At 37.6% G+C, this 12,334-nt stretch carries 7 protein-coding genes; all 7 read left to right on the forward strand.

Translation table 11 applies throughout. The features are described from left to right. Position 1 precedes the first annotated feature (1 nt). The 7 genes from FA047_RS11875 to FA047_RS11905 all read left to right on the forward strand — a co-directional run bounded on the left by FA047_RS11875 (position 2) and on the right by FA047_RS11905 (position 12,334). Positions 2-562, forward strand: coding sequence for a hypothetical protein (locus tag FA047_RS11875; RefSeq protein WP_136836288.1), 561 nt, complete (start codon positions 2-4; stop codon positions 560-562). A gap of 292 nt (positions 563-854) precedes the next feature. Beyond that, the gene (locus FA047_RS11880) at positions 855-3,623 is read left to right on the forward strand and encodes an outer membrane beta-barrel protein (protein ID WP_136836289.1); all 2,769 of its coding nucleotides are present in this window, start codon (positions 855-857) and stop codon (positions 3,621-3,623) included. Between the two features lies 1 nt (position 3,624). Continuing rightward, the gene (locus tag FA047_RS11885; protein ID WP_136836290.1) at positions 3,625-4,380 is read left to right on the forward strand and encodes a GLPGLI family protein; all 756 of its coding nucleotides are present in this window, start codon (positions 3,625-3,627) and stop codon (positions 4,378-4,380) included. Between the two features lie 155 nt (positions 4,381-4,535). Continuing rightward, positions 4,536-6,152, forward strand: a complete 1,617-nt coding sequence (locus FA047_RS11890; RefSeq protein WP_136836291.1) for a CTP synthase — start codon at positions 4,536-4,538, stop codon at positions 6,150-6,152. A 20-nt stretch (positions 6,153-6,172) separates the two neighbouring features. After that, the gene (gene yidC, locus FA047_RS11895) at positions 6,173-7,975 is read left to right on the forward strand and encodes a membrane protein insertase YidC (RefSeq protein ID WP_136836292.1); all 1,803 of its coding nucleotides are present in this window, start codon (positions 6,173-6,175) and stop codon (positions 7,973-7,975) included. A 173-nt stretch (positions 7,976-8,148) separates the two neighbouring features. Then, positions 8,149-10,989 (forward strand): alpha/beta hydrolase family protein, encoded by a 2,841-nt coding sequence (locus FA047_RS11900; protein WP_136836293.1) that lies wholly within the window; start codon positions 8,149-8,151, stop codon positions 10,987-10,989. Between the two features lie 73 nt (positions 10,990-11,062). After that, positions 11,063-12,334 (forward strand): nucleoside recognition domain-containing protein, encoded by a 1,272-nt coding sequence (locus tag FA047_RS11905; RefSeq protein ID WP_136836294.1) that lies wholly within the window; start codon positions 11,063-11,065, stop codon positions 12,332-12,334.

A 12,334-nucleotide genomic window follows, 5' to 3' on the forward strand; every position in this document is an offset into this window, starting at 1 on the left:
TATGAAACATATTTTCATCTATTCATTGTTGCTCATTTGCCTTTTTGCATCATGCAATTCCTCTAATAGCCCAGGTACTGAAAACGTTAGTAACATTGAAAAAACCATAACCAGGCCCTTTAGTGATTCATTAAAATCTGACACGTTTAAAGTGAAACTTGATGTAAATTCGTCTAAAGAAACAAAGCTCATTTTTACTATTACTTCTTTTGAAGGAAACCTTGTTTATGAAGAAGCCATTAAAGCTGATGATTTATTTAAAAATTACGACGCTACGATAGACCTTAAAAAGAAAAAGAATCAGGCCAAGTTTTTGAATGAGGAACTGGATCGTTTTTTTGATGAAGAAAACTTTATGGAACCTGCTATTATGGAAAATGAAGTTCCAGATCAATATGTACCAGATAAAGGGTTTTATGAGGAGCTAAAAAAAAGCCAGTTGAATGGCTTTATCTATAGATTAGGCAAGGAAAACAAGATGTACATTGGCTGGTCCGCAAAGGATAAAAAAGTTAAGACCTATTACAATTGCTGTAAAATCACGAGTCAGGCAAAAAAATAACATCCTTACAAAAAACACTGTTTTTTCTTAACCAGCGCACATTATGCAATCTTTGTTCAAAAAAATTGAAATAATATTATGATTATTTTAAATTTAGTATTATGTTTATATAATGAAAGAAAACGAACCACGTAATTACTATTCATAAATCAACCTGAAATATTCTAACCAAATATACTTTAATGAAGAGCCCGGAATTTCCGGGCTTTTTTTTGTATTATTTTTTCTATTTCTAAAAGATCATTAAAAAGAGTATTTTCGTTTTCCATACGCCTCAAAATCATATTTTTTTATGCTAAAAAGCTTTTTACTGGTACTGCTTCTTACGTTAGCTTTTCATAGTCTATATGCCCAAAAAGCTAATATTCGGGGGGTAGTAACAGATTCCGTGGAAACAAAGGGACTGCTAAACTGTTCTGTTTTACTGATCAGATCATCTGATTCAATTTTGGTTAAAACAGTGAGAACGGATGCGACAGGTAAATTTGTGTTCAATAACATCAACCGAGGTAGCTATACATTATTGGTAACCTATCCCAAAATGGCGGACTATATAACCACTATAAGCCTGTCCGACACCTCCTCATTAAATCTTGGAAAAATCAGCATGGATCTAAAATCCAAGCTTTTAAACGAGGTAGTCATACAAGCCACAAAGCGTGCAGTAAGAATGAAAGGAGATACACTTATATTTCAGGCAGATAGTTTTGCCGTACGCTCTAATGCCAATGTGCAGGAACTTTTAAAGCGATTACCGGGTATAGTTATTAATCCAGACGGAAGCATAAAAGCGCAAGGAAAAAAAGTAGAAACGGTGCTTGTAGATGGCGACGAGTTTTTCGGTGACGACCCCCTTCTCGCAACAAAATATCTAAAAGCAAATGCAGTAGATGAAATACAGGTTTATGATAAAAAAAGTAAAAATGCCGAGCTTACTGGCATTGATGATGGGATAAAAAACAAAACGATTAACATCAAGTTAAAGGAAAATGCCAAAAATGGCTATATCAGCACACTTGATGCAAACGCAGGTACAAATCAGTTCAGAGATTATGGAGGTATGTTTGGAATCTTCAAAAGCAAACTCAAAGCAGCTGTATTTGGGACTTCATCAAATCTGGACAACCAGTCGAAAATCAGCAATTCCATGAGAAAATTAAAGGGTGAGGATTATGACGTTATCCAGGTTGGTGATGACGGCAGTTCTATTATGTATTCCACAGGCATGGAAGATGATGACGATTATTACTCAGGTGGGTCAGGATTACCTAACAATTTAAATATCGGGGCACATTTCTCAGATAAATTTTATAAAAACAAAATGGGTATAAAACTGAATACCAAGGGTTTTGATTATAAAAGCTACAACCGGGAAACCTCACATTCTACAGAACTCTTGCCAAATGGAAATGTATTCATCAGTTCAGGAAATAATCAAACCGATACAAAAACTGCCGGAGAGAATATAAAAGCCGGGTACAACTTCACTATAGATTCGTTGACAACATTAAGAGTAGCCTTTGGTGCAAAAAACAGCAGAAATAACAATAATTCAATCGGATATACAGATACACGTACGGAAAATGGCTTTTTTATCAGTCAGAATAATCAGGCAAATACAGGCAATGGAAAAGGGGAAGGATTTAATGGAAACATCAACTGGTCTAAACGGTTTGAGAAAAAAGGACGTACATTATCCGTTGACATCCAGCCGGAAAGCCAGAACAACAGCAGTATAGAACAGAGTATCAATACCACAAGATATTATGACGATGGTGGAAATTTGAACCGTACGGAAAAAATCAATCTGAACAAAGACAATTCCAGCAGTAAAAATTCCATTGGGGCAAGAATTAATTATACGGAACCAATATCAAAAAACTGGGCCATGGAAGCTTCCTATAGCTTTAAAACAATTTCGTCTAACAGTTATCTCCTGGTATCTGATGATGTGATCAAAAAAATCGACTCGTTGAGCAACAACTTTAAATTCATTAACTTTTCTAATGTTGGGCGAATGGTCATGCAATACCGGGTAAATAAGTTTTCGATATCTACCGGGATGGAAGCTACACGTACCAGGTTTGAATTAAAAGATCTGGATCGCAAGAATGATTTTAACAGGAAATACCTGAACCTTGCTCCAAGTACAAATATAAATTATAGAATGGGTGGAAATAAAAGCCTGTCTTTAAACTACAACGGCTACATGCAGCAGCCAAGTATGGATCAGTTGCAACCGGTACGGCAATTGAACAACCCATTGCTTCAAATCATTGGTAATTCTGCGCTCAGACCTTCTTTTACCAATAACTTCTCGCTGTATTATAGTGGTTTTCAGTTTAAATCAGAGGAATATATATCTGGCGGCATTAATTATGGCTTTACAACCAATGGCATAGTCAACACAGAAATTGTAGATGAGTTTAATAAAAGAATTTCAAGTTATACAAATCTCAACGGCATCAATTCTTTATCCGGGAATCTTGGCTACTCCAAGGGCTTTACCAAATTAAATTTCAGGCTGGGTGTTGATGTAGGCTTTAACACCTCAAACAGGTTATCTATTATAAATTTCACGACAAATAAAACGAGGAACAATCAATACAACCTAAGAAGTTCATTTAGCTATTACACTCCGAAGCTGGATCTGAGCTACTCCCCCTCCGCTAATTTCATGTATGGATCTTCATCCATTGGAGGAATTAATGACGGAAAAAGCTTAAGTCATAATCATGAGTTTTCAGGAACCATGCAACTGCCCTATCACTTTGAATTCAATTCAACCATTTCACTGTCGTACAGACCAGCTAATGCTTCATTTGATAAGGACCTCGATATAGCGATATGGAACTGTTACCTGTCTACAAAACTATTGAAAAGCGAATCGCTGGAAATAAAATTAACAGTTACAGATATTCTTAATCAGAAAATAGGATATGACAGGTATGTTGGCGGAAATGTGATCAGTGAAAATACTTACAGCTACATTCCGAGATATGCATTACTTGGTATTAATTGGAATTTAAGTGGTAATTTTAGTACAAAATCAATTAAATAGAATGAAACAAACATCTGTTATTTTGTTTTTTCTGGGTCTGATATTTTCGAGTGTCCGAGCTCAGCAGGTATTTATTCCTAATGGGAAGATTAATTTTGAAAAGAAAGTCAATGTACAAAGGAGCCTGGCGGATATTGATATTCCTGACGAAGCCAAAGAAAGGATGCAAAAGTATAATGTCAGTTCATGGGAGCTTTATTTCAATCAGAGCACCTCTCTTTATAAACCTAAAAAAAAGGAAACAGAGAATACCGGAATGATGTTCATGTTTAATTCTGAAGCGTCTAATGAGCTTTATGCAGATTATAGCAAATCAAAAAGGCTGATGAAGAAGAACTATTTTGGAGAGGACTATCTGCTTCATGATACGATACCAGTTTTAGACTGGAAAATTATGCATGATGTGCGAACAATTGCAGGATATGAATGCAGAAAGGCAATTGGGAGAATTAATGACACTGTTTATGTTGTGGCCTTTTATACAGATGAAATTCTACTAAAAGGAGGACCTGAAGGCTTTAGTGGCTTACCGGGAATGATCCTTGGGCTTGCTATTCCGAGATACAATACTACATGGTTTGCAACCAAGGTAGATGCCTTTCTAACTTCTGATGCGGAAATCGTGGAACCGAAAGCAAAAAAGGCGGACACAGAGAAGGAAATGAAAAAAATCATCGAGATTTTTGGTCGTTACAGCGGCGATAAAAAGCAAAAACCAGAAGACATCAAAAAACAACTGTACGGGTTTTTACTCTAACATTTTAACTTTTAGCGCCTTAGAGCGCAGTTTTTCTTTTGGTTATTATTTCAAAAAATAGCCATCACGCTTCAGTTTTATTTGCTAACTTTGTATCCCGTACAAAAACAATAATAGCAGCATAAAAACTGCTTTTATATCAGAAACTCACAAACATGACTAAGTATATTTTTGTTACGGGCGGTGTTACTTCCTCTTTAGGAAAGGGCATCATCTCCGCTTCATTAGCCAAGTTATTACAAGCACGCGGCTACAGTGTAACCATCCAAAAGTTCGACCCTTACATCAATATTGATCCGGGAACCTTAAACCCTTACGAGCATGGCGAATGCTTCGTTACAGAAGATGGTGCTGAAACAGACCTTGATCTTGGTCATTATGAGCGTTTTCTGAATGTTCCAACTTCACAGGCAAATAACATTACAACAGGTCGTATTTACCAGAATGTCATCAATAAAGAAAGACAAGGTGAATATCTGGGTAAAACTGTTCAGGTAGTACCTCACATCACAGATGAGATCAAAAGAAACATGCGTATTTTGGGTGAAAGCGGTAAATATGATATCGTAATCACTGAATTGGGTGGAACTGTAGGTGATATTGAGTCTTTGCCTTTTATTGAAGCTGTACGTCAATTCAAATGGGAAGAAGGTGCAAACAATGCGATTGTAATTCACTTAACCCTTGTACCTTATCTTGCAGCGGCAGGTGAACTAAAAACAAAGCCTACACAGCACTCTGTAAAAGCTTTATTAGAATATGGTATACAACCAGATATTTTGGTTTGTCGTACCGAACACCACATTAACCAGGATATCCGTAAGAAAATTGCATTGTTCTGTAATGTAAATGTAAATGCCGTTATTGAATCTATCGATGCCTCTTCTATCTATTCGGTTCCTCTGTTGATGATGAAAGAGCAGCTGGACAAGACAGTATTGAGTAAGTTGAAGCTGGCTCAAAAAAATGAGCCAGATATGGAAAGTTGGAAAGACTTTCTAGGTCGTTTAAAAAACCCAACTGCTGAGGTAACTATAGGTGTTGTAGGTAAATATGTAGAGCTTCCTGATGCCTATAAATCTATTACAGAATCTTTTGTTCATGCAGGAGCAAAAAATGAGTGTAAAGTACGTGTACAGTACATTCACTCTGAAGAGGTATATCCTGAAAATGTGAAAGAGAAGCTGGGCCATCTGGACGGCTTATTGGTAGCTCCTGGTTTTGGAAGCCGTGGTATTGAAGGAAAGATCGATGCCATTAAATATGTTCGCGAAAATAATGTTCCGTTCTTCGGCATCTGTTTAGGAATGCAGTGTTCTGTAATTGAGTATGGCAGAAACGTATTGGGATTAAAAAATGCCAATACTACTGAAATTAATGAAGAAACTGAACATCCGGTAATCAATATGATGGAAGATCAGAAAAGCATCACCAATAAAGGTGGTACCATGCGTTTGGGATCTTATCCATGTGACCTTAAAAAAGGAACCAAAGCTTTTGCAGCCTATGGAAAAGCACACATTACTGAACGTCACAGACATCGTTACGAATTCAACAATGCCTACTTACAGCAATATGAAGAAGCTGGGATGATCGCTTCCGGTGTAAATCCTGAAAGCGGATTGGTTGAAATTGTGGAGCTTAAAAATCATCCTTTCTTTGTTGGGGGGCAATTTCACCCGGAATTAAAATCAACAGTTGCTAATCCTCACCCACTTTTTGTTAAATTTGTCGCCGCTGCGATGGAGTTTGCGAAGAAGAAAATAAAATAATACGCGTTTAATTAACAATAATGGATAGAAATACGTTTACAGGATTATTCCTGATCATGATCGTTCTGGCAGGTTCTTTTTACTTTTTCAAGCCAAGTGAGGCAGAAATTAAAAAAGAAAACGAAAGAATTGCTGCTGATTCAATAAAAAAGGCGACTGCAAATAAGCCGGCCATTCCTGCACCTGCTGCTACAGCTACAGCATCTACAGTAGATTCTTCAGCTTTGAAAGGCCCATTTGGCGGCAATATCAATGGAACTAATCAAACTTCAGTTTTAGAAAATGAACTGTTGAAATTGACCCTTACAAATAAAGGCGGTAAGATCTTATCTGTTCAGGTTAAGGGACAAAAAACATATGATGGAAAGCCTGTTATTCTATTCGATGGCAATGAGAATAAATTTGGCTTGAATCTGAATATCGGCGGAAAAATAGTAAACACCAATGATCTTTATTTTACGGCAGTTAAAAATGGCAGCAGCATTAGCATGAAAGCCAATTACTCCGGCGATAAATATATTGAATACCTTTATGACTTAAAGCCAAATACCAGTAACGTTGATTTCAATATCAATTTAAATGGGTTAAATCAGATTGTTCAGGGAAATACCATCACCTTAAACTGGGAAGCTACTTTACTTGAACAAGAGAAATCTGGCAAGAAGGAACAGGAACATTCAGCACCATATTACAAATATTTAAATGAAAATCCTGATTACCTGAATGTTGCAAAAGATGTGAAAGAAGATCTGAAAGAAGGAAAAATTGAATGGTTCTCATTCAAACAACACTTCTTCTCTGCTGTCCTTATTCCTGCAATTCCTTTTGAAAAAGGCGATCTGGAAGTGAAAGTGAGTACCGAGCCTGGCAAGATAAAATGGTACGGTGCGAATATGCAATTGGCCTTCAACCAGCTTTCTGCGCAAAACTATGCCATGAAATTCTATTTCGGAACCAATAAGTTTTCTACGTTGAAAGCTCAGGGCCATGAAATAGAAAAGCAGGTAGATATGGGATACTGGCCGTTGAAATACATCAACAGATTCATTGTATTACCTGTATTTAACTTCCTTGAAGGATTCGGATGGAATTATGGTCTGATCATCCTGGTCTTAACCATAATGCTTAAAGTGGCCATGTCTCCACTTACCTATAAATCATACCTTTCTATGGCAAAAATGAGAATTTTGAAGCCTGAGATGGATGTGATTAAAGCCAAGGTTGGTGAAGACAATCCGACTTTATTACAACAGGAATATTTAAAACTGTATAAGCAGGTCGGCGTAAATCCTTTAGGAGGTTGTCTACCTATGTTATTGCAATTGCCATTTGTAATGGCTTTCTTCTTCTTCTTTCCAAATCTATTTGAATTAAGAGGTGAAAGCTTCCTGTGGATGAAGGATCTCTCGACTTATGACGACTTCATCAAGTTTGGTTTTACTATTCCTTTTATCGGTGACCACTTAAGTTTAATGTGTGTGTTGATGACCATTTCAACATTAATATACACTTACTTTAACAACCAGATCTCTGGTGCAAGCGGGCAGATGAAATACATTGGATACATCATGCCAATCGTATTCTTAGGTGTTTTGAATAGCTACCCTTCAGGATTGAACTATTACTACTTCCTGGCAAACATGCTTACATTTGCTCAGCAGTTCCTGATCAAATCAATGGTTGATGATGATAAAATTCACAAAACCTTACAAGAGAATAAAGCAAAGCCAGTAGAAAAGAAAAAGAAATCTGGATTTAGTGCCAAGTTAGAAGACTATATGCGTCAGCAACAACAGGCTCAAATACAGCAAAAAAAGAAATAGTCAATAGACTTATTATAATCTACAAAAGGAAGCATCAACAGTGCTTCCTTTTTTTATGCAATCCTGCTAATAGGTTTTAATTATGTAAAATTTGGCGTACATTATAAATATGTCTTAAAATTTTACAATTTTTAAGCTTCGGGATAAAACTAAACCAAAACATTTTTATAGTTATGCACAAATATTTTACGCTTACCCTTTTATTAGTTGCGAGTTTAACTTTTGCTCAGAAAAAACCGCTGAACCATACCGTATATGATAGCTGGGAATCAATAGCATCAAAAAAACTTTCTAATAACGGAGTCTGGGCAGGCCATGGTATAAGTCAGCAAGAGGGTGATGGCACATTGTATTTAAACAATTTAACTTCCGGAGCAAAGATTAAAGTAAACAGAGCAGAAAATGTTCAGTTTAGTCCAGATTCAAAATTTGCCGTTTTCAGCATTAAACCTTTTTATGCCACAATCCGTCAGGCTAAAATTAAAAAGAAAAAACCGGATGAGATGACAAAGGATTCTCTTGGCATAGCCAATCTGACTAGTATGACTGTAGTTAAAATGGCTAGGGTAAAATCATTTAAAATGCCTGAAAACGGCATTGCTATACTGGCTTATCAGTTGGACAAGCCAGTTGATACTACAAAAAAACCTTCAACTGGAAACCCGGCAGAGCCCAAAAAGGACAGTGATATCTTTTTCGCCGAAGATGAGACCAGCTCCGCTAAACAGGAAGGTACCGACCTTATCTTTAGAAATCTGACTACCGGAACTGAAAGGACATTTAAATATGTAAGTGAGTACATTTTCAGTAAAGATGGAAAGCAGCTGGCATTTGCCTGTACGGGCGCTAAAAAAGATAAGGCTGTCCAGGCCGGAGTATTCTTATTAAATACTGAAAAGGGCACTATAAAGACTCTTGTAAATGGTAAGGGAACATTTAAAGGTTTTACATTTGATGAGGAAAGTGAATCATTAGCATTTCTTGGCGAAAGAAGCCCTGAGAAACAGGAAATAAAAGACTATTTTGTTTATTATAATTCACTGTCGCTGGATACTGCGCAAATTCTGGTAGACAATGACATTCCAGGGCTACCTGCAAAATGGGCTGTTAGTCCTGATGGAAAACTCACATTCAGTAAAGATGGCAATAAATTATTCTTTGGCCTTGCTCCTATAAAAAAGCCAAAAGATACCACCCTTATAGATTTTGAAAATGCGAAACTGGATGTATGGAGTTATAAAGATGATTACCTGCAGCCAATGCAATTGAAGAATGCAGATCGTGAGTCTAAGAGAACTTATCTTTCTTCCATAGAGATTTTTAATAGTGACGTAAAAATCGTTCGGTTAACAGATGAAAAACTACCGGATGCAACAATAATAGATGAAGGGAATTCCAATTTGGTTTTAGCCTCTACAGATTTTAATAACCGCGTTCAGTCTCAGTGGACTGGTAATTCTATCAGGGATTTCTATTTAGTTGATACTAAGAACGGCGCTAAGAAGAAAATTATCGAAGGTCTTTCCGGAATGGCTTTTAGCTCTCCCGCCGGAAAATATATCATCTATTTTGATAAAAAATCAGGATACTGGTTTACTTACAATATCCTTACTGCGAAAGTAACCCAATTAAATACCGGGCTCAATGTTAAGTTTGTAGATGAAGAAAACGATGTGCCAGATGAACCGTCACCTTATGGAATAGCAGCCTGGACTGAGGAGGATAAGTCTGTGCTGATTTACGATAGGTATGACATCTGGGAATTCAATCCAGATGGAAAAGGAGCTCCAAAAAACATCACTAATGGTTACGGCAGACAAAGCACGATTACTTTCCGCTATGAAAAAACAGATCCAGAAAGTCGCTTTTTGTCAAAAAAAGAGTTGATCTGGCTGGATGCCCTCAACAATGCCACTAAGGAAAGCGGTTTCTATAAGACCCACATCGGAGATTCCAAAAGTCCTGAGCTGGTTGTGATGGGGAAAGTTAAATACTCTGGCTTGGTTAAAGCAAAAGATGCAGAACGTTACATCTTCGACAAAGGCAGCTACATCGCCTCCCCTGATGTATATATTTCAGTTGACCTGAAAACAGAAACTAAATTAAGCAATACAAATCCACAACAACAGAGTTATAATTGGGGAACTTCTGAACTGGTAACCTGGAGTACACCTAAAGGATATAAGTCACAGGGAATTCTTTATAAACCGGAGAATTTTGATCCTGCTAAAAAGTATCCTATGATCGTCTATTTCTATGAAAAACTATCAGATGGGTTATATACTTACCAGGCCCCGGCCCCTACTCCATCACGTTTGAACATTCCATATTTTGTAAGCAACGGCTATCTTGTTTTTGCTCCGGATATCAGCTATGAGAAAGGATATCCGGGAAAATCTGCTGAAGAATTCATCAATTCAGGTGTAGAATCACTTAAGAAAAACTCCTGGATAGATGGAACCAAGATTGGAATACAGGGACAAAGCTGGGGTGGCTATCAGGTTGCACATCTGATCACCAGAACCAATATGTATGCGGCAGCATGGGCAGGTGCACCGGTAGTCAATATGACTTCGGCATATGGAGGCATAAGATGGGAAAGCGGTATGAACAGACAGTTCCAGTACGAGAAAACCCAAAGCAGAATTGGGGCTACTTTATGGGAAAAACCTGAACTTTATATAGAGAACTCTCCATTGTTCGCACTGCCCAAAGTAAATACCCCTGTGGTGATCATGGCAAATGATGCCGATGGTGCAGTGCCATGGTATCAGGGTATAGAAATGTTTACAGGACTGAGAAGACTTGGCAAACCTGTGTGGATGTTAAATTATAACAATGAAGCACATAATCTGGTTCAGCGACAAAACAGGAAGGATATTCAGATTCGCGAGCAGCAATTCTTTGATTACTATCTTAAAGGTGCAAAAGCACCTATATGGATGGTTACCGGAATACCTGCCACTGAAAAAGGTAAAACATGGGGATTTGAACTCACCGATGAAAAACCATAATGCCATCGTGTAAAGCAACAAGGAAATATTATTAAAAAACATTACTTTAACAGCCTAAAACTAAATCAACCAAATGGCATTAAGTAGAATCTGGTCGGCTTTTATTATCGTAGCAATTGTCGTTGCCAGCATAAAGTGTTTCTTTTTCGGACAAAGTGATATTTTCAATTGGATGGTGATCGGTAAGGCTGATGATGCAGCAAACCCTTTAAAATTGGACGGCGTTATTCAAACCTGCTGGGTTGCTGTTGAACTTTGTTTAAAGCTGATTGGTATTTTAGCTTTCTTTATGGGGCTCATGAGCATTGCCGAAAGAGCTGGCGGTATTCGTTTGTTGTCCAGAATCGTGGGGCCATTCTTTTCAAAACTTTTCCCTGATATCCCAAAAGGACATCCATCAATGGGTCATATGATCATGAATTTCTCAGCCAATTTATTAGGTCTGGATAATGCTGCTACCCCCTTTGGATTAAAGGCTATGGAAAGTTTACAGGAACTTAATCCAAGTAAAGACGTTGCCTCAAATGCCCAGATTATGTTTTTATGTTTACACGCAGCGGGCCTCAATCTGATCCCTGTCAGTGTAATTGCAATCCGCGCTTCACAGAATGCATCAAATCCTACAGATATATTCATTCCATGTTTGATTGTGACATTTGTCGGAACCATTGCAGCAATGCTTATTGTTTCATTTAAACAAAAGATAAACATCCTTCAACCGGTGATCATCATATGGGTATTGAGCATTTCGTTTGTAATAGCGCTGCTGGTGCTTTATATTGTTTCTTTGAATGCAGATGGCATCAAATCATTCTCAGGAATGCTTAGCAATGGACTTATACTGCTGGTCATCCTCCTGATTATTTTAGGTGGACTATATAAAAAAATAGATGTTTTTGACGCTTTTATTGATGGCGCAAAGAATGGTTTTGATACAGCGATTAAGATTGTGCCTTACCTTGTAGGCATGCTCGTTGCCATCTCACTGCTTCGCACAAGCGGGACATTTGATGTAGTGATTGGTGCAATAAAAAGTGGCTTTGCATTTTTAGGTGCAGATACCAGGTTTGTTGAAGGATTGCCTACCGCGTTGATCCGCCCATTGAGTGGTGGTGCCGCACGCGGAATGATGGTAAGTACAATGGAAACTTACGGACCTGATTCTTTTGCAAGCAGGCTTTCAGGAATATTCCAGGGGGCTTCAGACACCACTTTCTACGTGGTTGCTGTTTATTTTGGTGCAGTGAGCATCAAAAATACGCGCTATGCTATTGGAGCTATGTTGTTGGCTGACTTAGTGGGGGTATGTACAGCTATAGGTCTTTGTTATATGTTCTTTGGATAA

Origin of the sequence: Pedobacter frigoris (assembly GCF_005116445.1) — a bacterium.
Classification (GTDB): Bacteria; Bacteroidota; Bacteroidia; order Sphingobacteriales; family Sphingobacteriaceae; genus Pedobacter; species Pedobacter frigoris.

What these genes read in the sequence shown, in the direction of transcription:
- FA047_RS11890 (WP_136836291.1), top strand. Translation starts at nt 4,536, where the DNA reads ATGACTAAGTATATTTTTGTTACGGGCGGTGTTACTTCCTCTTTAGGA.
- FA047_RS11875 (WP_136836288.1), top strand. Translation starts at nt 2, where the DNA reads ATGAAACATATTTTCATCTATTCATTGTTGCTCATTTGCCTTTTTGCA.
- FA047_RS11880 (WP_136836289.1), top strand. Translation starts at nt 855, where the DNA reads ATGCTAAAAAGCTTTTTACTGGTACTGCTTCTTACGTTAGCTTTTCAT.
- yidC (WP_136836292.1), top strand. Translation starts at nt 6,173, where the DNA reads ATGGATAGAAATACGTTTACAGGATTATTCCTGATCATGATCGTTCTG.
- FA047_RS11885 (WP_136836290.1), top strand. Translation starts at nt 3,625, where the DNA reads ATGAAACAAACATCTGTTATTTTGTTTTTTCTGGGTCTGATATTTTCG.
- FA047_RS11900 (WP_136836293.1), top strand. Translation starts at nt 8,149, where the DNA reads ATGCACAAATATTTTACGCTTACCCTTTTATTAGTTGCGAGTTTAACT.
- FA047_RS11905 (WP_136836294.1), top strand. Translation starts at nt 11,063, where the DNA reads ATGGCATTAAGTAGAATCTGGTCGGCTTTTATTATCGTAGCAATTGTC.